This window comes from Aeromicrobium sp. 9AM (assembly GCF_902506105.1).
Taxonomy (GTDB): Bacteria; Actinomycetota; Actinomycetes; order Propionibacteriales; family Nocardioidaceae; genus Aeromicrobium.
Map to the genome: position 1 here is coordinate 2,304,018 of NZ_LR733304.1, position 20,798 is coordinate 2,324,815.

Below are 20,798 nucleotides of genomic sequence, written 5' to 3' on the forward strand. Positions count from 1 at the left end.
GGCGTGGCGAGCCGAAAGGCTCGGGTGAGCCCGTGACCGTTACGCCCCTTCGCTTCGCTCACAGTCGGCCGCGGACGGCCTCCTTAGGGGCCGAACCATGGCTCAAGCCGGTGGGTTGAACTCGGTCTGGCCGGGACCGTACCGCTCGATCAGGCGGGACAGCACGATCGCGGTCTCGGTGTGGTCGATGTTGTCGGTCTCGATCCGGACCCGTTCCAGCGCCCGCTCGAGGTCACGTACGTCCTTGGCGACGATGTGCAGGATCGCATCAGCCGCGCCGGACACCGTCGCCGCCGCATGCACCTCCGGAACGCGGCTGAAGGCGGCCCGCAGCTCATCCGGGGAGATCGTGCCCTTGCAGTGCACCTCGACGTACGCCTCGGTGCTCCAGCCGACGAGGTCAGGGTCGAGCACGGCGGTGAATCCGCTGATGACGCCGTCCATCAGGAGGCGATCCATGCGGCGCTTGACCGCCGGCGCCGACAGCCCGATGCGGTCGCCGATCGTGGCATAGCTCGCCCGGCCGTCCTCGAGCAGGCAGCCGATGAGCTTGCGATCCAGATCGTCCATCTGCCCAGTATTGCAAGAATCCGCCACGAAACGGCCAATGACGCAACTAATCGCCGGGGTCAGCGCGACTTTCCGATTCGTTGCCCCGCTCATCGCGGCTCTAGCATTGATTCATTGCGCAGGGCTCACTTCTGGAGGCACGACGTTGACCGTTCTCGACACCCGCTCCGTCACCCGCACCGCGGCCCCCACCACGCGCACGTCGAGAACCCGGCACTACCTGATGTGCGCACCGACGCACTTCGAGGTCACCTACGCGATCAATCCGTGGATGGACCTGACCAACCCGGTCAACGTCGAGCGCGCGCTGCTGCAGTGGGAGGTGCTGCGCAACACCTACCTGAGCCTCGGCCACCGCGTCGACGTGATCGACCCGATGCCGGGCCAGCCCGACATGGTCTTTGCGGCCAACGGCGGCCTCGTCGTGGGCGGTCGGGCGTACGGTGCGAAGTTCCGCTTCGCCGAGCGCGCCGCCGAGGGTCAGGCGTACGCGACCTGGCTCCGGCTCTCGGGCGTCTCGGTCGCCGAGCCCAACCACACCAACGAGGGTGAGGGCGACTTCCTCGCGCTCGGCTCGATGGTCCTCGCGGGCACCGGCTTCCGGACATCGCTCGCGGCCCACATCGAAGCCGCGGAAGCGGTCGACCGGCCCGTCGTGTCGCTCGAGCTCGTCGACCCGCGGTTCTACCACCTCGACGTCGCGATCGCCGTGCTCGACGATGGCAACGGCGATGCCCCGGCGGAGATCGCGTACTACCCCGGCGCCTTCAGCAAGCACAGCCAGCGCACCCTGCGCGACCTGTTCCCCGACGCGGTCATCTGCTCCGAGGCCGATGCCCGGGTCCTCGGCCTCAACGCCGTCAGCGACGGGCGCCACGTCGTGCTCCCCACTGCCGCGAAGGGGCTCGCCGCCTCACTCAAGGAGCGCGGCTACACCCCCGTGCCGGTCGACCTGAGCGAATACCTCAAGTCCGGGGGCAGCGTGAAGTGCTGCACGATGGAGCTCCACCGCTAGTTGTGATGCCCAGCCAGGTTGTCCAATCTGGTGATGGGCGCTTTCTGCCCGACTGCTGAGTGGGGCCGGTGGTGGTTGTATTCGTGGATCCATGATGGCAGCGCTGCGAGTCGTGCTGATTCGGAGTTGTAGAACTTCTTGAAAGCCCAGCCCTCGGCCAGTGTGCGGTGGAAGCGTTCGATCTTGCCGTTGGTCTGGGGCCGGTAGGGCCGGGTCTTCTTCGGAGTGNCACGAAGCTTCGCCACGATCTGCTCTGTCGTGTACCTCTTAGCTGCTGGCATCCTCAACCTCCATTAGCACTCTCATTATCTGAAGCACTCACACAGAAGTTGGACCGAAAAACGGGGGGCCGGACAGTGATTACGCATTGGCGGCTCTCAAGGACGCCGGCTCGGACTTAGACCCCACTCTCTTGACAACGTGGCTACGAGCCGGCGAGTTGACTCAAGAATTCGAGGGAGGCAGACACTTTAGATACAGCCCATCAGCTCTTCTTCGAAAGCTTCCAGAACTACGTGCACGCGCTGCCGACCCAGACATTCAAATGCTTAACGATTTGGCGAGAATGCTTGCTGAAACAGGAGTTGTCCTACTCGTAGTCGAGCCCCCGGCGAAGTTCCCCCTCCTTGGCATGACCAGGTGGATCGACAAGAAGGTTCCGGTCATCCAGCAAACCGGACGATGGGGCAAGGACGGCTTCGTCATCTGGACGCTCTTCCACGAAATTGGGCACGTCCTCAACGATCCTCGAGGTGAAATGCACCTTGAGTTCTCGTCTGAGAAGAAGCGCAACACCGTGGCGGAAAAGAATGCGAACAGCTTCGCCCTAGACACACTTTTCGGCGACAACGGACTCGATCGCCTCAGAGGCCTTACGTCAGAACGCGACATAGCCAACGCAGCTCGAAGTATCGGAATTTCGCCCGGCCTTGCTGTTCATCAAATGCATCGACGCCGAATGCTCGACTACAGCTATGGCAATCGACTTTGCGTAGACCTGAGTGGAACCTACGTGCAGATGAACTAGGTCGGCGTAGCACCAAGCCAGACTCCCGCGTAACCACCGTTTCGAGCACATCCGCGAGCACGTCGAGGTCAGATGCAATCACCGGATATTTGGGCTTCGCCTAGCAGTAGGGCCGACTGCAGCACCAGAATCATTGGCCTTGCCGGATATCAGGACTTGCGATGGTGGGAGCAGAGCAACTCCCCGACAGCCACGGCCAGGACCGGACCCAGGCCACGCACTTCACAGGTTTCCACAACCAGGTCGCGCCCGTTGGACACGACGCAATCAGTGATGAACACAGTCTTCTCCAATCAGATGTAGCCCGAAGGCTCGAACAAGCTAGGTGCGGCCCGCTTACGCGAGCCGGCCTAGCTTGTGCATCTGATGAGTTTTGGTCACGACGTCACGGTATCGGTCGAAGCGCTCCTCAGCACAACAATTTCCCCGTCGCTTCCCCGCGCCCGTGCGGAACCATCCGACTCTGTCGAGGAGTGTCGATGCCTGCTCGAGAGGTTGACGAACCGTTCTATGACGTCTGACCAGATACTCCGGCTCGCGACGGGCCAACCGACATACATGCAGGTAGACGCGACCGCGGCGGTAAAGGCCGGAAATTTCCCCGCGTATTCCCCGCACGCTCCGCCGCACAGCAGGTGGCGCTGACGTTTTCGCAGGTCAGAGGGTCGCGGCAGCCAATGGAGATTTGCCTTCGCCAGACGCCATAGAAGCGGACACAGAAGAGCCCGTGACCTGCGTCTCCGCTGGTCACGGGCTCTTCGTCGTGCTGTGGCAGGTGCAGGGTTCGAACCTGCGTAGGCTGAGCCGTCTGATTTACAGTCAGATCCCTTTGGCCACTCGGGCAACCTGCCGGGGGTGTTGCCGGGGCAACGACAAGCAAGACTATCGCAGCCGATTAGGGTGAGAGAAATCAGATCCCCGCGGCGCACCACCAGGAGCACTCATGGCCGACTCTTCCTTCGACATCGTCAACAAGATCGACCGCCAGGAGGTCGACAACGCGCTCAACCAGGCCGCCAAGGAGATCGCGACGCGCTACGACTTCAAGAACACCGGCGCAGCGATCGACTGGAGCGGCGAGTTCGGCATCGAGATCAAGGCGAACGCCGACGAGCGGGCCCTGGCGATCCTCGACGTCTTCAAGGACAAGCTGATCAAGCGCGGCATCTCGCTCAAGACCCTCGAGGAGGGTGAGCCCCGCCAGTCCGGCAAGGAGGTACGCCTGACGTCGACGATCACCGAGGGCATCAGCCAGGAGCAGGCCAAGAAGGTCTCCAAGCTGATCCGCGACGAGGGCCCCAAGGGCGTCAAGGTCCAGATCCAGGGCGACGAGCTCCGGGTCAGCAGCAAGAAGCGCGACGACTTGCAGGAGGTCATCGCCCTGGTCAAGGGCGCCGACCTCGACTTCGCGGTGCAGTTCGTCAACTACCGCTGACCACACCTCGCTGAGCGTGACGTTGCGGTCGGGGTCGTACGGCGATTCGCGACCGAAACGTCACTGCCAGCGAGGTTGTCAGGGCAGGTGGGCCAGCAGGAGGTCGGGCCAGGCGCTGAGAGCGACGAGGCCGGCGGTGCCGATCAGTACGGCGGCCTTGGAGATGCGGATCGAGACCGGCGGTGAGGGACTGCGGTACGGGTCGTCGATCGCAGGCCGGTCGACGAGCACCACGACGAACTTCAGGTAGTACGCGAGTCCCAGCATCACGTTGACCGCCATGACGACCGCGAGCCAGGTCTCGCCGGCCTCGATGACGGGGCGGATCACGACGTACTTCGTGACGAGGCCGATCACGGCGGGCGGGAAGCCGGCCAGCGTCAGGGCGGCCATCACGAGCGGTACGCCCGTCGGCGGGTCCGTACGGGCCAGGCCCTTGAGCTCGCTGTAGTCGGTGCTGCCGCGCAGCCGCAGCACGACCGCCAGCGCGGCGAACGCGACGAGGTTGGCCAGGACGTACACCGCGAGGTACTGAACCGCGGCCTTCGGGCCGAACCGGGTGACGACGGCGACCGGCGCGATCAGGAAGCCGGCCTGCGCGATCGACGACCAGGCCAGCATCGAGATGGCATTCGTCTGCCGCAGCGCCCCGAGGTTGCCGACCGTCATCGTCACGGCGGCGACCACCGCGAGGATCGTCGTCCACGTGTCGAACGCCGCGGGCAGCGCCACGACCAGGAGCGTGTAGACGGCACCGAGCGAGGCGGCCTTGGAGACCGACGACAGGAAGCCCGCGACCATGACCGGAGCACCGGTGTACGTGTCGGGGATCCACACGTGGAACGGCACGGCGCCGAGCTTGAACAGCAGCCCGATGATCGTCAGGATGACCGCGACCGCGACGACTCCGTCAGGCAGGTCGGTGCTCGACAGTCCCGCGTTGAGGCCGTCGTACGTGAGCGTTCCCGCGACGCCGTAGAGCAGCGAGACGCCCATCAGCGTGATCGCGGTCGACACGACCGAGGCGAGGAAGAACGTCCACGCCGACTTGATCGCCCGTTGGTCACCCTGCCGGAGCCCGACGAGCGCGATCGAGGGCAGCGACAACAGCTCGAGCGCGACGATCAACGTCACGAGGTCACGCGCCGCGACCATCATCAACGCGCCACCGGCGGCCGCGAGCAGCAGGAAGTGATACTCCCCCGGCGGCATCGCGTTCTCGAAGTTCATGACGTTCGACGCCACCACGACGACAAGGGTTCCGACGAGGATGACCAGCGACAGCGCGAACGTGAAAGGGACGATGTCGTCGTGCAGCCGGAACAGCTCGATGCCGGCCCAGACGAGCGCGATGCTGGCCGGCAGGCCTGACCCCAACCACGTACGCCGGGAGTAGAACGCATCGACCAGCAGCGCGACCAGCGCACCGAGCGCGACGATGACTGCGGGACCGACGACAGACCAGTCCACGGGGATGTTCATGGCGTCACCGCCGTATACGTGCCTTCATACGTGACGGTCGACCCCGAGTCGTACAGACCGACGATCAGGCCCGGCGCCAGGCCGAGCACCAGGATCGACACGACGAGGGCGACGCTGACGACCGACTCCCGCACGGCGAGGTCACGATCGGCCTCCTGCGCGACCGGCTCACCCTGGGCCAGCAGGCGGATCGCCCGGACGAAGTACGCCGTGGTGAGCGCGACGCCGAGCACGGCGAGCCCGAGGGCGGTCCACGCGTACGGCTTGTCAAGCACCCCGACCTCGTACGCCGCGCGCAACGACAGCAGCTCGCCCCAGAATCCCGCGAGGCCGGGCAGGCCGAGGCTGGCGACCGCGGCGAACACGAACGCCACCGCGAGCCACGGCGTACGCGCATAGAGTCCGCGACCGATCGCCCGCATCGACGCGGTGCCGAAGCGATCCTTGAGCGAGCCGGACAGGAAGAACAGCAGTCCCGTGACGAGTCCGTGGGCGACCGAACCGAACACCGCGGCGGCGATGCCGATCGGGCTCATGGTCGAGATCGCGAGGGCGACGAAGCCCATGTGACCGATGCTGGAGTAGGCGATCAGGCGCTTGAGGTCGTCCTGGGCGTAGCAGGCCAGCGCCGACCAGATGATGCCGACGACCCCGGCCCCGGCGACGTACGGGGCCACATCGGCGAACGAGGCGGACAGCAGGCCCGAGGAGATGATCAGGCCGTACGTGCCGAGCTTGAGGAACACCGCCGCGAGGAGGACTGATCCGACGGTCGGGGCCTTGCTGTGCGCGTCGGGCAGCCAGGTGTGCAGCGGGACGAGCGGGGTCTTGACCGCGAAGCCGAGCACGATCAGCACCGCCGCCACGAGCGGGCCGCCATCGATCTCGGTGAACTGCAGTGATCCACTGTCGCGAGCGACCAGCACGATGCCGACCAGCAGCAGCGCCGAGCCGGTGACGGTGAAGAGCAGGAAGCGGGTGGCAGCCCGCGTGCGGCCGGCCGAGTCGTGTGGGTCGCCCCACCACGAGATGACGAACCACATCGGGATCAGCGCGAGCTCGAAGAACACGAAGAACAGCAGGAAGTCGAGGGACGCGAACACCCCGAGCGACGAGGCGCTGATGATCAGCACGAGCCCGACGAGCGCCGGTGCCGTGTCGCCGGCGATGAGCCACACGCAGCACAGCAGCCCGATGAACGCCGTCATCAGCAGGAACGGCCACGAGATCGCTGTGGCACCCAGGTGCAGGCGGGCGCCCAGCGGCTCGATCCACTCCGTGTCGACCTCACCGGAGATGGTGTCCTTGCCCTCCCAGACGAGCGCGAGCAGCACGAGCGAGACGGCCATCGAGGCGGCGCCGAGGCCCGCAGCGGCTCGCCCGGAGACCAGCTTGCGGAGGAACAGCAGGCCGAGGCCGACGGTGAACGGGATCGTGAGCGCAGCGGCGATCATGCCCAGATCACCGCCGCCGCCGTGACGACGATGACGCCTGCGGCGATGACCGTCGCATAACGCTGGACGTTGCCGGACTGGACGAGCGCGAGCACCCGCGAGACGCGGTGGGCGACGAACGCCGAGCCGTACGAGTACGCATCGACGCCGTCGCGGTCGACGTCGACGACCGCCTGCGCCGAGGACCGCAGCGTCGCCGGGATCCATCGCGCGTACGGGCGATCGAGCCCGAGCTCGGCGGTCAGCCACGGCGCGTCAAGGTCGAGCGAGCGACCGTTGCGCCAGGCCACGAAGACCGCGGCGATGCCGGCAGCCGCGATCGCGGTCGAGAGCAGGCCGATGCCGAGGTGGAACGGCTGGCCAATGGACAGCGCGAGGGTCGCGACCGCGAGGACGACGATCGGGCCTGTCATCGCGTGCGGCGCGTCGTGGGTGACCGCGCGGCGCTCGTCGGGCGCACGGACGAGGAACGCCAGGATCCACAGCCGCGCGGCGTACGCGGCGGTGATGAGCGAGGTCAGCAGGGCGACGGCGAACAGCGCGACCCCGACGCCACCGGGCAGCTCCCGGTCGGCGTGCAGCAGAGCCTCGAGCACCGAGTCCTTGGTGAAGAAGCCGGCCGTCGGCACGACCCCGGCCAGTGCCGCGAAGCCAACCGTCATGCTCCAGAACGTCGCGGGCATCGACCGGCGGAGACCGCCCATCGCGGAGAGCGCGCTGGACCCGACGGCGTGCATCAGGCAGCCGCAGCCCAGGAACAGCAACGCCTTGAAGACGCCGTGCGCCAGCAGGTGGTCCGTGCCGGCCGCGGGGTGACCCGCCGAGATGGCGGCGAACATCAAGGCGAGCTGGCTCACGGTCGACCAGGCGAGGGCCCGCTTGAGGTCGGTCTGCACGAACGCGAACACCGCCCCCATCAGCATCGTGATGCCGGCGATGACCGCCATCGCGGTGAGCACGACGGCGGAGTCCGCGTAGAACTGGAACAACCGTGCCGCGAGGTAGACGCCGGCGGCGACCATCGTCGCGGCGTGGATCAGCGCGGTGATCGGGGTCGGCCCGGGCATCGCGTCGGGCAACCAGGTGTGCAGCGGGAACTGCGCCGACTTGCCGACGACCGCCACGAGCACGAGAAGACCGATCACGGTGCTGCTCTGGGGTCCGTCGTCGGACATCGCAGCCGAGGCGCCGATCATGTCGTACGTCCCGTAGGTCTCGCCGATCACCAGGATCGCCAGCACCAGCCCGAGGTCGGCGATGCGCGTGATCAGGAACGCCTTGGCCGCCCCGGCCCGCGCCTCGGGGGTCTGCCACTCGTGGCCGATCAGCAGGTAGGAGCACAGGCCCATGACCTCCCAGCCGACCAGCACGACCCACAGGTTGGTGGTGCCGACCACGGCGATCATCGCGACCAGGAACAAGATGATGATCAGCGCGTACGACCGGTAGCGCGGGTGGTGACCGAGGTAGGCCGTCGAGTAGATCTGCACCAGCAGCCCGATGCCCACGGCAAGCAGCACGATCTGGGCGGAGACGGGGAACAGGAACAGGTCGGGCGAGAGGCTCGGCAGCGGTGGCACGATGCCGGGAACGCTCTGGCCCACGTACCCGAACCAGCCTGGCTCGTCGAAGTGCGGGATCGCCCACACGGCGACCGCCACGGCGAGCGCGGCGGTCAGGACGACGTACAGCCAGCGCCTCATCGGTCGACCCCGTCGACGTCGACCGTACGCACGGCGCGGAACAACGCCAGGACGATTGCCAGACCGAGACCGATCTCGGCCGCCGCCAGGGTGATCGTGAACAGCGTGAGGACCTGGCCCGTGTGGAGCTGATCGGCGAACCACGCATCGAACGCGACGAGGTTGAGGTTGACCGCATTGAGCATGAGCTCGACGCCGAGCAGCATCAGCACGGCGTTGCGGCGGGCGAGTACGCCGTAGAGACCGATGCCGAACAGCGCGGCCGACAGCACCAGCGGATAGAGCAGCGGCATCAGCGTTCGGTTCCCGACCGGGAGATGACGATGGCGCCGATGAGGGCGGCGAGCAGGACGCCGCTGAGGATCTCGAACGGCAGCACCCAGTCGCTGAACAACGCATCGCCGATCGACTTCGCGCTGCCGATGCGGTGCCCCTCGATGCGCTCGCCGTGGAAGCCGCTGATGACAGTGGCACCGAGCCCCACCGCCGCGACGAGGCCCAGCACCGCAGCGGTCCAGCGGTTTCCGGTGACCTCGGCGGAGATCGTCGACTGCTGCCGGGTCAACATGAGCGCGAAGATCACGAGCACGACGACCGAGCCGACATAGACGAGCACCTGGACCCAGGCGACGAACTCGGCGGTCATCAGCACGAAGCAGCCGGCGACGGCGCCGAGCGTCGCGACGAGCCACAGCGCGGAGTGCACGAGCTGCTTGGTCGTCATCGCGAGCAGCGCCGACCCGACGGCGAGGGCGGCGAACAGCAGGAAGACGATCTCGGTCGCGCTCACTCGGCGTCCTCCGCGGCTTGCTTCGCCTGCCACGCGCTGAGCTCCTTGGCCGGCTCCGCTCCGGGATCGAGCGCCTGCGGCGCAGGGACGGTCCACATCCACTCGCGCAGCCGGTTCATGTCGTGCGTCAGGTCGACGATGTCGCCCTCGGCGTACGCGAACTCCGGCGACCAGTGCAACGCGTCGAACGGGCAGACCTCGATGCAGATGCTGCAGTACATGCAGAGCGAGTAGTCGATGTCGAACGTGTCGAGCACGTTCTGGCTGCGGTCGCGGCCACCCTCGGTCGTCGCCGGGATCGTCTCCTTGTGCGAGTCGATCGTGATGCACCACGAGGGGCACTCGCGGGCGCACAGCATGCACGAGGTGCAGTTCTCCTCCTGCAGCGCGATGACGCCGCGGCTGCGAGGCGGCAGGTCGGGCTGCACGTCGGGGTAGTGCGCCGTGACGGACCGCCGCGTGAGGTTGCGCCAGGTGACCGCGAGTCCCTGCAGGAGGCCCTTTCCGTATGTCATGCCACCACCAGCACCGTCGTCAGGGTGATCTGCGCCAGTGCGACCGGCACGAGGACCTTCCAGGCCAGCGAGTTGACCTGGTCCTCGCGCAGTCGCGGGTATGCCACGCGCGCCCAGATCACGAGGAACGACACCGCCATGACCTTGACCAGGGTCCACAGCCAGCCGATGTCGTCGGAGAACGGGCCGGCCCAGCCGCCGAGGTAGAGCACCGTCGTCAGGGCTGCCAGCACGACGATGCCGGCGTACTCCGCGAGGAGGAACATCGCGAACCGCATGCCGCCGTACTCTGTCAGCGGCCCCATGACGAGCTCGGCGTCGGCGAGCGGCGCGTCGAACGGGGGGCGCTGCAGCTCCGCGAGCCCGGCGACGAAGAAGACGACCATGCCCGGCAGCTGCGCGACGAGCCACCAGGGCTCCCACTCGTTGGCGATGCCGACGAGCGACAGCGTGCCGGCGGCCATCGCGACACTCGCAGCGGCGAGCACCATCGGCAGCTCGTACGACATCAGCTGAGCCGCGACGCGCATGCCGCCGATGTAGGAGTACTTGTTGCCGCTGCCGAGGCCACCCATCAGCGTGCCGAGCACGCCGACGCTCATCGCGGCGAGCACGAAGAACAGGCCGAGGTCGAGGTCCTGGCCGATCAGGTTGCCCTGGCCGAAGAACGGCCCGAGCGGGATCGCGAGCATCGCCAGGAGGTACGGGACCAGGGCGACAGCGGGGGCCAGCTCGAAGACCTTGCGGTCGGCGGCGGTCGGGACGATGGACTCCTTCTGGACGAACTTGACCCCGTCGGCGACGAGCTGGGCCCAGCCGTGGAACCCGCCGGCCTTCATCGGGCCGACCCGGCTCTGCATGTGCGCCATGGCCTTGTGCTCCATCTGGCCCACGACCAGTGGGAACACCATGAACACCGCGACCACGGCGACACAGCGCAGGAGCGCGTCGATGACCTCAGCCATCGGTGTCCCCATCCGCGGGTGGTTGAGGTGCGGAGCGAAGCGTGGGGGTCCCCCCACGAGCTCTGCGAGTAGGGGGCGCCTCGAAACCACCGTCCGCTGGTTTCGAGACGCTCGTTCCTCGCTCCTCGACCAGCTTCTGCGGGCCCCAGTCCTCGGGGTCGGGCACGCCCGGGGGCTTGATCCTGCGGCGGCTCGGCGAGTGGGTCGACTCGGCGTCGCTCTCCCCCGGCTCCTTGGCGCCCGGCCACGGCTTGGCGACGCGCGACGCGAGCACGAACTCCTTGCGCAGCGGGTGCCCCTCGAAGCCGTCCGGCAGCAGCAGCGGATCCAGGTCGAGGCCGAAGTCGATGCCGAACATCTCGTGCGTCTCCCGCTCGTGCCACGACGCGCCGGCGTAGACGTCGGCGATCGATGCGACGGCGGCAGCGTCCCGATCGACGTACGTCACGAGCAGCAGGTGGTCCAGCCCTCCGCCCCCTGAGCCCGTCGAAGGGACCCGGGCGACGTGCAGCACGAGCCGGAAGCCCTCGGGGTGCTCGTCGACCGCCGAGAGCCAGTCGAAGTAGGTGTAGCCGTCGCGCTTGAGCTGCGCCGCAGCGTCGTGCCACTCGGCTGCCTCGACGACGCGGTGCGGCGGGCCGAAGCTGTTCTCCTCCAGCGTCACTCTGGCGCCTCCATACGAGGGCTCAGGAGCGACGTGGCCGGGCGCTGGTAGCGGTCCGCGAGGTTCTCGCCGCCGATCTTGTCCTGCAGCGTGACGATGCCGTTGAGCAGCGCCTCGGGTCGCGGCGGGCACCCCGGGACGTACACGTCGACGGGGATGATCTGGTCGACGCCCTTGGTGACGCTGTAGGAGTCCCAGTAGGGGCCGCCGGAGTTGGCGCACGAGCCGAAGCTGATGACGTACTTGGGCTCGGGCATCTGGTCGTAGAGCCGCTTGATCGCGGGCGCCATCTTGTCCGTGACGGTCCCCGAGACGACCATGAGGTCGGCCTGGCGCGGGCCGGGTGCGAACGGGATGACGCCGAGGCGGATGAAGTCGTGGCGCGACATCGACGTCGCGATGAACTCGATGGCGCAGCAGGCGAGGCCGAAGTTGAAGACCCAGAGGGAGTATTTGCGACCCCAGTTGAGCAGGTAGCGGGCCGGCTTGGGGGCATGCTGCGACACAGGCCCGAGGGTCGGTGGTGCGAGGGTCGGCATCGGCAGGTCAACGGCTCCTACGACGTCCACGACAGCACCCCCTTGCGCCAGGCGTAGACGAGCCCCACGACGAGGATGCCGATGAAGATGCCCATCTCGACCGCGGCCGCCCGGCCGATGTCCTCGAGCACGACGGCCCACGGGAACAGGAACACCGCGTCGACCGCGAAGATCACGTAGAGGAAGGCGTAGACGTAGTAGCGGACTGTTGACTGCGACCAGCCCTCGCCGACCGGATCGACACCCGACTCGTACGTCAGGAGCTTCTCGCGTGCGGCGACCCGAGGGCGCATGAGCCGGTTGACCCCGAGCATGCCGCCGGCCAGCACGAAGCCGGCCACGATGATGACGCCGACCGCGAGGTAGTCGTCAAGGTAGGCGGCCATGAAGACACTCTAGGGAAGATCACCGCCGGGTGGTTGCGCCCGGCACCCGGAAGTTGCGTGACGTGGCGCGGCCAACCCGCCCTCGGGGCATACTGAACCGGATCCGCAGCGAAGAAGTGAACGACGGAGAGTGCGAGTGGTTGAGGTGGTCAGGGCGGAGTCGGTGCCGTCCGTGGCGTCATGGCTGCGAGGTTTCGCGGCTGCGGTGCGAGAGCGCGACTACGACACGGCCCGGGAGATGTTCCATCCCGATGCGGAGGGATTCGGCACCGTCGCCGAGCGCTGGATCGGACTGGATCAGCTGTACGCCGAGCAGTGGCACGGGGTCTGGGAGCGTACGACGGGGTTCGACTTCGATCTCGCGGGCGCGACCGTCTTCGCCGACGGCGACGTCCTGATCGCGATCAGCGACTGGTCGTCGGAAGGAGCAGGGCCCGGTGGGGCCGTCGGGCTCCGCCGAGGCCGCGCCACAATCGCCCTCGTCGGCAACGCGACGCTTCTGGCGGTCCACACCCACTTCTCGATGGTGCCGGGGACATCGGCGTGATCCACTTCTACACCGCGCGGAAGTTCCTGTGGGGCATCGAGCGGTTCATTGCCGGCTGGTCGCCGGGACTCGCCGGCGTCATCCAGCCCACGGCGTACGACGGCGTACGCGTGGGTGAGCCGTTGCCGCCCGGTGCGCATGTGTTCGCCGACCTCGAGCGACTGCTGCGGCCCGAGCTGGCCATGGTCCGGCGACTGCATCATCGCCTCGCCGCCCAGCCCGACAGCTATGTCACGCTCAACGACCCGGCGGCGTGGCGGGACCGCCTGGGACTGCTGGAGGAACTGTCCAGGCTCGGCATCAACGACTTCCGCGCATACCGGCTGCGCGATCTCGACACCGAGCTCCGGTTCCCGGCGTTCCTGCGGTGGGCCAACGAGCACTCCGGCAACCTCGGCGAGCTCGTCCGCTCCGACGCCGAGCTCAGGGAGCGGGTCATCGAGCGGGTCAGTCGCCGGCGGCGGATGTTCGACCGGCACCTGCTGGTGGTCGAGCAGTCCAACGCCCGCAGCGCCGACGGGCTGGTCCGCAAGTACTCAGCGATCAAGATCGGCGATCACCTGATCCCCCGGCACGTGCTGTTCAGCAGGAGGTGGATGGTCAAGAAGCCCAAGATCGTCACCCCCGCGACCGCCGAGGAGGAGCGCGAGTTCGTGGATACGTTCCCGCACGAGAAGCAGCTGCGCGAGATCTATGCGATCGCCGGGCTCGACTACGGGCGCATCGACTACGGGTTCAGCAACGGCCGGCTCCAGGTGTGGGAGATCAACACCAACCCGGTCATCGTGCCGCTGCCCGAGCAGATCGCACCCTTGCGCCTGCCCGCCCAGGAGCAGTCCGCGGCCGCCATCGTCGCGGCGTTCGAGGACCTGGCCTCCAGCGCGCCGACCACGCCCGGACGGCGTCCCTTCGGCCCCGTCGGGCGGCTGATGTGGGCGGCGCAGACCCGGATCAACCGGCGGTACGAGCCCCATCGCAAGTAGTGCGGTCTGCGTGTCTCACCATTCGAACAGGTGTTCGACAACGTCGGGGTTTGGCGGTATGGTCGTGGGATCGAGGGTGAAGTCTTCGCAGCAATCCCTCGACGTGACTGGATTCGACTGAGACCGGCCCGTGGTGCATCGAGCTTGGGTGTGCCGCACTCTGATCGTGGCCAAGCGTGCGACCGCCCTGTTGGCTTGAGGTTCGTCGTGTCTGTTGCTCCGGTCGTGTCGCTCCCGCACCCGTTGGTGGGTGCGGTCGAGCAGATCGAGAGCGCGTTGGATCGTATGCCGCTCAGTGCGTGGGCCGGTCTGGAGCCGGCCAAGGTTCAAGGCCTCGTCGAGCGGTTGATGCGGGTCGAGGCCCGGGTCAAGGCGCAGCAGGTTGCCGGGACCAGAGCTTTAGATGCGTCGGGTCTTGCCAAGTCTCGAGGTGCGTCGTCGACCGGTGCGATGTTGGCTGGTGCGTTCGGTGGTGATCGTCGTGCTGGTGACCAGATGGTCAACATGGGCAAGGCGCTGCAGAGTGCCTCGCGGACTGAGGATGCGTTGGCTCGTGGTGAGATCGGCCCGTCGCAGGCGGCGATCATCGCTGGCGCCATTGCGGATCTGCCTGATGACACGACGCCGGAGCAGAAGCAGGCGTGTGAGGACACGCTGATCGGCGACGCCTGCCGGTTCTCGTTGAAGGACCTGCGGTCACGTTCGAGGCGGATCACGGACCAGTTCAAGCCAACCCCTGAGGTCGACGCTGTCGAGAACCAGAATCTGGAGCGTCAGGAGTCCGAGGCGTGGCGGCGGGCCGAGTTCTGGATGGTGGACAACCGGGACGGCACCCACCGGGGTGGGTTCGTTCTTCCGGACGCGCAGGCCGACATGCTCCGCACTGCTGTGGAGGCGATCAGCGCACCGCGCCGCGACCATCTGCACGATGATTCACCGGCCGCGGAGTCGTACTACGACCGCGACCTGACCCACCGGCACCGTCTCGGCATGGGATTCGCCGAGCTGTGTGGCCACCTGCCCGCCGACCAGCTCCCCGGCAAAGGCGGACTCGGCGCCACGTTGATCGTCCGACTCGACCACGACACCCTGGTCCACGGCATCAAAGCCGCGACCCTGTCGACCGGGACCCGGTTGTCCGCCGGGCAGGCCCGGCAGATGGCCTGCCGCCTCGGCATCATCCCCCAGGTCTTCAACGGCAAGTCCCTCCCGCTCGATCACGGTCATGAGCAGCGCACCTTCACCAAGACCCAACGCCAGGCGTTGGAGAATCGCGACGGCGGCTGCACCTACCCCGGATGCGACCGACCACCCGAATGGTGCGAAGCGCACCACTGGAACACCAGCTGGGCCGACGGCGGCGAAACCAGACTCGAAGACGGTGTCCTGGTCTGCCCGTTCCACCACCGCACCATCCACGACACCGGAACCACAATCCGGATGTCACCCCTCGACGGCCACCCCGAATACCGGTCACCCGGCACAGACGTCTGGAAACGAAACCACCGATGGCGACCCTAGGTGGACGGCACCCGTCTGCCCACCCACGGCCAGGTCAGCAGGGCCCACACGGTCGCGACGATCGCGATCTCCAGCACGACGAACAGCGGCCACGGGCCGAGGTAGTCCAGCAGCGACGCGTTCTTGGGCAGCCGGTTGAGATAGCCGTAGTTGGTGCCGGCGATGACGTTGAAGACGTACGCGGAGACGGCCCAGGCCAGAGTGATGGCGACGGTCTGCCGGTACGTGTGCCAGGTCGGCAGGATGCGGAGGCCGAGCACGAGGAAGAACGACGCCCACACGATCAGCAGGTGCATCCCCCAGAACATCAGGAACCGTGGCTCCGGGAAGTCCGACGCGAGGTCGGGCGTCAGCATGCCCTGGGTCGTGAGCGTGATGCCCCAGAGGTACGTGACGGTCGCGGCGAGCCGGTTGCGGGTCCAGAGCGCGTACACCGCGAACATCCAGGCGAGGTCGCACAGCTGGAACGGCAGCGAGGTCTGCAGGTTCCACTCGTCAGGGGTGAACTGCAGGATCTGCAGCGGCACCGTGATCGCGAGGATCGCCACCGCGAACGTGCGCCGCACGGCCTGCTCCGCCGCTGTGCCCCGCAGCCGGTGTCCTGCCAGCACGATCAGCACGACGCCGACGACGAAGATCGCGAGGACCGTCAGGTGCGACGGGCCGTACGTCTCAAAGCGGTCGGCGGCGAGCATGCGATGACGCTAGCCGATCGCCGACGGGCAGTCCCTGAGCGTCAGGCGACAGGGCACGACGGACACGTTCCCTCGATTTTCGGCCATCCTGTCGCGCCCGATCCTGCCGGGACGCCGTCGGCGCACCCACGGGCGTACTCTCATCTGGTGAATGACTCCAAGAGCGGTGTGGGCCTTGGAGTTGCGGCCTACCTGTGCTGGGGATTCTTCCCGCTCTACTGGCCACTGCTCGACCCGGCGAGCTCGCTGGAGATCCTTGCCCACCGCTTCGTCTGGTCGATGGTGTTCGTGCTGATCTCGATCACCGTGATGGGCAAGTGGACCAAGTTCATCGCCATCGCCCGCGACCGGCGTCTCATGGTGATCCTGACGTTCGCGTCGATCACGATCGCGCTCAACTGGGGCGGCTTCATCTACGGCGTCACCAACGGCCACGTCGTCGAGACGTCGCTCGGCTACTTCATCAACCCGCTCGTGACGGTGCTCCTCGGCGTCTTCGTGCTCAAGGAGACGCTGCGCCCCGCGCAATGGGGCGCCATCGGGATCGGCGGTCTGGCAGTCGTCGTGCTGTCGATCGGGTACGGCCGGCTGCCGTGGATCGCGCTGCTCGTCGCGTTCTCGTTCGCGACGTACGGCTTCCTCAAGAAGAAGGCCAACCTCGGCGCTTTCGAGGGACTCGGCATGGAGACCGCGATCCTGTTCCCGGTCGCCGTCGCCTTCCTGGTCGTGCTGCAGGTGCGCGGCGACCTGACGTTCGGGCACGACGGGCCGGGCAACGCCGCGCTGCTGGTCGGCACGGGCGTGGTCACCGCGATCCCGCTGCTGCTGTTCGGCGCCGCGGCCACCCGCCTGACCCTGACGACGATCGGCATCCTGCAGTACCTCGGCCCGATCATCCAGTTCATCACCGGCCTGACGATCTTCGACGAGACCATGACGACGGAGCGCTGGATCGGGTTCGTCCTCGTCTGGCTCGCGCTGGTCATCTTCACGGTCGACGCGGTCACCAGCCGCCGCCGCGTGATCCGTACGGAACCCGCCCCGATCTAGCCGGCCACCCGAGACGTACGGGAGCTGGTCCGTGAGACCGAGACGTAGCCCGTCAGCCGGCCGGTGACCGTCACGGTGATCCGCTTGCCCTTGGCCGATCGCGGGATCCGCCACGACGACTTCGTCGCGCCGCCGACCGCCGCACCGTTGATCCGCCAGCGGTAGGAGTACTTCACGCCGTACGGCCCCCAGCCGGACACCCGGGCATACAGCGTCCGGCCCACCTTGGCGGTTCCGCTGATGCGAGGTGTCGCCGTGACGAGCTTGCCCGCTGCCACGGTGGCCGTCGGCGCACTGGTGCGCTGAGTCGTCCCATAGCCGGCGCGCGTGCCAGTGACCACCAGCGTGATCTTGCGGCCGGCTGCAGTGCCGGGGATCGTGAGTGTCTTGCTCGCTCCCGACTTGAGCTGCAGATCACCGGCGTACCAGGTGTAGGTCAGGGTCGACCCGGCCGGCTGCCAGTCCGAGGCGGTGCCGGTCAGCACGAGTCCGACCTTGGCCGTGCCGGTGACCAGGGGTGTCGTGCCGGGCATAGTCCCCACATCGATCCCGACGGGATCGCTCACGCGGGAGGTCGGGACGTAGCCACTCTTGGCGCCGGAGATCGCGACGGTAACCTCGTGCCCGACGTCGGTCGACTTCGGCGCATACGTGGACTTGGTCGCACCGACGATCGGGGCGTTGTCGAGCCGCCACTGATAGGTGAAGCTCGACGGCGTCGGCTCCCACAGCCCCGTGTCGACGCCGAGAGTCTGGCCGTACGACGGGGTGCCGGTGATCGCCGGCGCCGTCGTGGTCGTCATCTCCATCAGCGCCACCGGACCGCACGGCGCGCTGGTCTCGGTGCGGTCGTCGAACCCGCTGCGCTTGCCGGTGACCTTGACCGTGATCGCCTTGCCGGCCTCCGCGGCCGACAGCAGCACCTTGGTGCCGGTCTGTCCCGAGATCGCCGAGCCGTTGGCGTACCACTGATACGTGTAGGAGTCCGGCCGCGGCACGAAGTCCACGACGCTGGCGGTCAGCTCGCTGCCGACGGCCGGCGGGATGTCGCACGCGATCGTGGGTTGCTGGCCGTCGAACGTGCCGTCCTGGATGGGCAGCGTGACGTACCACCAGTCGGTCGACCCGGTCGTCGGGAACGTCTCGCGCCGGTAGCCGTCCTTGACGCCGGTCACCAGTGCCATGAGGCAGTGGTTCTTGTCGATGTTCGTCGGGACGTACGACTGCCGGTCCGCGTCAGGGATGGCGCTCCAATTGACAAGCGCGGTGGAGTAGCAGTTGGTCGTCGATGTGGTGGCTGCCCGGTACCAGCGGAACCGCAGCTCGACCTGACCCGGGAACCAGCCGTTGCCGTCGACATGGGTGTCATGGACCGCGTTGTCGTACTTCTCGATGTCGACCGTGGCGCGCACCGGGTCGAGCGTCAGCACGTTGCCGACGCCTCGGTGACCCACGATGACCGCGCGGACCGCAGCGACGCCCGTCGCGGGACTCATCCCGGCGGCGCTGTACGAGCACGACGGGGCGAACCGGACGTGGTCGACCACCGCGACCGAGTCGAGCAGGCCGTTGTTGGCGTCGGCGATCGAGATGTTGACGGTGTGCTCGTCGCCAGCCGGGATCGGGACCTCGGCGGTGTCCCGCGAGCTGAAGTTGTCGATCGAGCTGATGGCGGGCAAGCGGGGCACCTCGACCGCACCGTGCGCCGGATCGTTCTCGTCGCCCGGCTGGTGCCAGTAGTCGACCCGGTTGACCTCGTACGGCACCGCGCCCGGCACCTTGTCGTAGTTCTGGCCCACCTGCGAGAAGTACGCGCCGCCGGTGTTCATCGCATATTCCGTGGTGTCGCCCGCGCGCTTCACCGAGAGCCGGTCGCTCGGTGCCGTCGGCACGTACGTGTGCACGCGCTCCTCGGTGCCCATCGCGAAGTCGACGAGGAGGCACCGTGCCGTGTCGGACGCCGGCACCGTCAGCGTGAGCGTCGAGGTGTCCGGCCCAGCAGTCCCGAGGTCGGTGCTGGGCTGGTCGTCGGGCACCGTAGAGGAGAACACGTCGGCGGCCTTGCCGGTCGACAGCAGCACGTAGCTCGAGCCGCTCGACGGGAAGTCGTTGAACTGCGCATCGGCGACCGCGTACGCCAGCGGGTCGGACGAGCCGGTGCCCACCACCACACCGGCCGGCGCATCAAGCGCGCCGGCCAGCGCAGTGGCGTCGGGCGGGTCAGCCGTCGCAGGCGCGGCGAGTGCCACGCATCCCGACAGGACGAGCACCGCTGCGGCGCTCATGCGTGTGACGACGCGACGTGACATGCCCACTCCCTCATGCCATCGGGGACGAGCGTGCGTCACCGATGGACTACTCCCTCAGTCCTCACGCACTCCCATACGTTGACGAGGACTCCTGCGAGGAGTTTAGGGATCAACGAGCCGGCGCGGGCCGGAATTGCGAGATCAGCCCAGGCGGGTGGCGACGGTGTCGCAGAGGGCCTGCAGCGCTGCACGGGCCGGTACGTCGGGGAGCTTGGCGAGCAGCGCGCTCGCGGCATCCGCCTCGGCCTGTACGTACGACCGGGCCTCGGTCATCGCGGGGTGCACGCGCAGCAGTCGGAGCGCCTCGTCGAGCTCGGCGTCGTCGGTGAGCGGCTTGGCCAGCAGCGAGCGCAGCCGCTCGCTCTCGGGATCGGTCGACCGGAGCGCGATGAGCGTCGGCAGCGTGGGCACGCCCTCGCGCAGGTCGGTGCCGGGCGTCTTGCCGGAGTCGCCGGTCTCGCTGGCGATGTCGATGATGTCGTCGCTGAGCTGGAACGCCGCGCCGACCCGCTCGCCGAACTCGCTGAGCGTCTCCTGCACGTCAACGGGTGCGCCGGCCATCTTGGCGCCGAACAGCGCCGCGGTGGCGATCAGCGATCCGGTCTTGTCCGCGACCACCGAGAGGTAGTGCGCGAGGGCGTCATCGCCTTCGGCCGGGCCGAGGGTCTCGCGGATCTGGCCCTGCACGAGGCGGGAGAACGTACGCGCCTGGATGCGGACGGACTCGGGCCCGAGGTCGGACACCAGGTCGGAGGCCTGCGCGAAAAGATAGTCACCGACGAGGATCGCGACCGAGTTGTCCCAGCGCGCGTTGGCGCTCGGGGCGCCGCGACGCTTGTCGGCCTCGTCCATGACGTCGTCGTGATAGAGCGTCGCGAGGTGGGTCAGCTCGACGACGACGGCAGAGCGGGCGACGTCAGGGTTGGCTGACTCGCCGAACTCGGCGCTGAGCATGACCAGCAATGGCCTGAACCGCTTGCCGCCGGCGTTGAGCAGGTGCGCCGCCGCCTCGGCGACGAACTTCTCCGGGCTGTCGACGGCCGCGGCGAGCTGCTCCTCGACCTGTTCGACCCCCGCCAGGACGCGTGCTTCCAGGGCGGGGTCGGTGAACGAGACACCCAGACGGGACACGCAGAACTCCTTGGGGG

21 protein-coding genes, 1 tRNA gene and 1 pseudogene are annotated in these 20,798 nt (G+C 67.6%); 7 read left to right on the plus strand and 16 right to left on the minus strand.

Annotation, left to right across the window (positions count from 1 at the left end):
* Nucleotides 1–102: 102 nt before the first annotated feature.
* Complete coding sequence (locus BOSE46_RS17880) at nt 103–570, minus strand: Lrp/AsnC family transcriptional regulator (RefSeq protein ID WP_159541521.1); 468 nt, start codon at nt 568–570, stop codon at nt 103–105.
* 145 nt (nt 571–715) lie between these two features.
* On the opposite strand from BOSE46_RS17880, the gene ddaH reads away from it, so the two are divergent.
* Complete coding sequence (ddaH, locus tag BOSE46_RS17885) at nt 716–1,585, plus strand: dimethylargininase (RefSeq protein WP_236551793.1); 870 nt, start codon at nt 716–718, stop codon at nt 1,583–1,585.
* Here the strand turns inward: ddaH and BOSE46_RS17890 are convergent.
* The coding region (locus BOSE46_RS17890) for an integrase core domain-containing protein (RefSeq protein ID WP_236551794.1) at nt 1,582–1,813 on the minus strand (232 nt) is incomplete at its 5' end. The two genes, ddaH and BOSE46_RS17890, sit on opposite strands and share 4 nt — an antisense overlap.
* 403 nt (nt 1,814–2,216) lie before the next feature.
* On the opposite strand from BOSE46_RS17890, the gene BOSE46_RS17895 reads away from it, so the two are divergent.
* Nucleotides 2,217–2,612, plus strand: coding sequence for an ImmA/IrrE family metallo-endopeptidase (locus BOSE46_RS17895; RefSeq protein ID WP_159541524.1), 396 nt, complete (start codon nt 2,217–2,219; stop codon nt 2,610–2,612).
* A 769-nt stretch (nt 2,613–3,381) separates the two neighbouring features.
* Here BOSE46_RS17895 and BOSE46_RS17900 read toward each other — a convergent pair.
* Nucleotides 3,382–3,463, minus strand: a tRNA-Tyr gene (locus BOSE46_RS17900).
* A gap of 92 nt (nt 3,464–3,555) precedes the next feature.
* Here BOSE46_RS17900 and BOSE46_RS17905 point away from each other — a divergent pair.
* On the plus strand, nt 3,556–4,047 hold the full coding sequence (locus BOSE46_RS17905; RefSeq protein ID WP_159541525.1) for a YajQ family cyclic di-GMP-binding protein: 492 nt from the start codon (nt 3,556–3,558) through the stop codon (nt 4,045–4,047).
* 78 nt (nt 4,048–4,125) lie between these two features.
* On the opposite strand, the gene BOSE46_RS17910 is transcribed toward BOSE46_RS17905, so the two are convergent.
* The 10 genes and pseudogenes from BOSE46_RS17910 to BOSE46_RS17955 all read right to left on the minus strand — a co-directional run bounded on the left by BOSE46_RS17910 (nt 4,126) and on the right by BOSE46_RS17955 (nt 12,545).
* Complete coding sequence (locus tag BOSE46_RS17910; protein ID WP_159541526.1) at nt 4,126–5,529, minus strand: NADH-quinone oxidoreductase subunit N; 1,404 nt, start codon at nt 5,527–5,529, stop codon at nt 4,126–4,128.
* On the minus strand, nt 5,526–6,983 hold the full coding sequence (locus BOSE46_RS17915) for a NuoM family protein (RefSeq protein ID WP_159541527.1): 1,458 nt from the start codon (nt 6,981–6,983) through the stop codon (nt 5,526–5,528). Before BOSE46_RS17915 ends, BOSE46_RS17910 begins: the two co-directional genes overlap by 4 nt.
* Nucleotides 6,980–8,686: an NADH-quinone oxidoreductase subunit L gene (locus tag BOSE46_RS17920; RefSeq protein ID WP_159541528.1), complete on the minus strand. Its 1,707-nt coding sequence runs from the start codon at nt 8,684–8,686 to the stop codon at nt 6,980–6,982. The genes BOSE46_RS17915 and BOSE46_RS17920 overlap by 4 nt, the downstream gene beginning before the upstream one ends.
* Nucleotides 8,683–8,979, minus strand: coding sequence for an NADH-quinone oxidoreductase subunit NuoK (nuoK, locus tag BOSE46_RS17925; protein WP_159541529.1), 297 nt, complete (start codon nt 8,977–8,979; stop codon nt 8,683–8,685). Before nuoK ends, BOSE46_RS17920 begins: the two co-directional genes overlap by 4 nt.
* Complete coding sequence (locus tag BOSE46_RS17930; RefSeq protein ID WP_159541530.1) at nt 8,979–9,476, minus strand: NADH-quinone oxidoreductase subunit J; 498 nt, start codon at nt 9,474–9,476, stop codon at nt 8,979–8,981. The genes nuoK and BOSE46_RS17930 overlap by 1 nt, the downstream gene beginning before the upstream one ends.
* A 167-nt stretch (nt 9,477–9,643) precedes the next feature.
* Nucleotides 9,644–9,868 (minus strand): annotated as a pseudogene (locus BOSE46_RS21505) (4Fe-4S binding protein); the annotation flags it as partial.
* A 119-nt stretch (nt 9,869–9,987) separates the two neighbouring features.
* Nucleotides 9,988–10,956, minus strand: coding sequence for a complex I subunit 1 family protein (locus tag BOSE46_RS17940; RefSeq protein WP_159541532.1), 969 nt, complete (start codon nt 10,954–10,956; stop codon nt 9,988–9,990).
* The gene (locus BOSE46_RS17945; protein ID WP_159541533.1) at nt 10,949–11,620 is read right to left on the minus strand and encodes an NADH-quinone oxidoreductase subunit C; all 672 of its coding nucleotides are present in this window, start codon (nt 11,618–11,620) and stop codon (nt 10,949–10,951) included. Before BOSE46_RS17945 ends, BOSE46_RS17940 begins: the two co-directional genes overlap by 8 nt.
* A complete protein-coding gene (locus BOSE46_RS17950) occupies nt 11,617–12,159 on the minus strand; it encodes an NADH-quinone oxidoreductase subunit B (RefSeq protein ID WP_159542922.1) in 543 nt (180 codons plus the stop codon). The genes BOSE46_RS17945 and BOSE46_RS17950 overlap by 4 nt, the downstream gene beginning before the upstream one ends.
* 17 nt (nt 12,160–12,176) lie before the next feature.
* Complete coding sequence (locus BOSE46_RS17955; protein ID WP_159541534.1) at nt 12,177–12,545, minus strand: NADH-quinone oxidoreductase subunit A; 369 nt, start codon at nt 12,543–12,545, stop codon at nt 12,177–12,179.
* 136 nt (nt 12,546–12,681) lie between these two features.
* Between BOSE46_RS17955 and BOSE46_RS17960 the strand changes: the two genes are divergently transcribed.
* From BOSE46_RS17960 to BOSE46_RS17970, 3 genes are all read left to right on the plus strand, one after another.
* Nucleotides 12,682–13,092, plus strand: coding sequence for a nuclear transport factor 2 family protein (locus BOSE46_RS17960; RefSeq protein WP_159541535.1), 411 nt, complete (start codon nt 12,682–12,684; stop codon nt 13,090–13,092).
* A complete protein-coding gene (locus BOSE46_RS17965) occupies nt 13,089–14,075 on the plus strand; it encodes a hypothetical protein (protein ID WP_159541536.1) in 987 nt (328 codons plus the stop codon). The genes BOSE46_RS17960 and BOSE46_RS17965 overlap by 4 nt, the downstream gene beginning before the upstream one ends.
* 207 nt (nt 14,076–14,282) lie before the next feature.
* Nucleotides 14,283–15,596, plus strand: coding sequence for an HNH endonuclease signature motif containing protein (locus BOSE46_RS17970; protein WP_159541537.1), 1,314 nt, complete (start codon nt 14,283–14,285; stop codon nt 15,594–15,596).
* Here the strand turns inward: BOSE46_RS17970 and BOSE46_RS17975 are convergent.
* On the minus strand, nt 15,593–16,291 hold the full coding sequence (locus BOSE46_RS17975; RefSeq protein WP_159541538.1) for a TIGR02206 family membrane protein: 699 nt from the start codon (nt 16,289–16,291) through the stop codon (nt 15,593–15,595). The two genes, BOSE46_RS17970 and BOSE46_RS17975, sit on opposite strands and share 4 nt — an antisense overlap.
* 147 nt (nt 16,292–16,438) lie before the next feature.
* Between BOSE46_RS17975 and rarD the strand changes: the two genes are divergently transcribed.
* Entirely contained in the window at nt 16,439–17,341 is a 903-nt protein-coding gene (gene rarD, locus BOSE46_RS17980) for an EamA family transporter RarD (protein WP_236551795.1), read from the plus strand.
* Here the strand turns inward: rarD and BOSE46_RS17985 are convergent.
* A complete protein-coding gene (locus tag BOSE46_RS17985) occupies nt 17,338–19,650 on the minus strand; it encodes a hypothetical protein (protein WP_159541540.1) in 2,313 nt (770 codons plus the stop codon). The two genes, rarD and BOSE46_RS17985, sit on opposite strands and share 4 nt — an antisense overlap.
* A 141-nt stretch (nt 19,651–19,791) precedes the next feature.
* Nucleotides 19,792–20,781, minus strand: a complete 990-nt coding sequence (locus BOSE46_RS17990) for a polyprenyl synthetase family protein (RefSeq protein ID WP_236551796.1) — start codon at nt 20,779–20,781, stop codon at nt 19,792–19,794.
* Between the last annotated feature and the right edge of the window lie 17 nt (nt 20,782–20,798).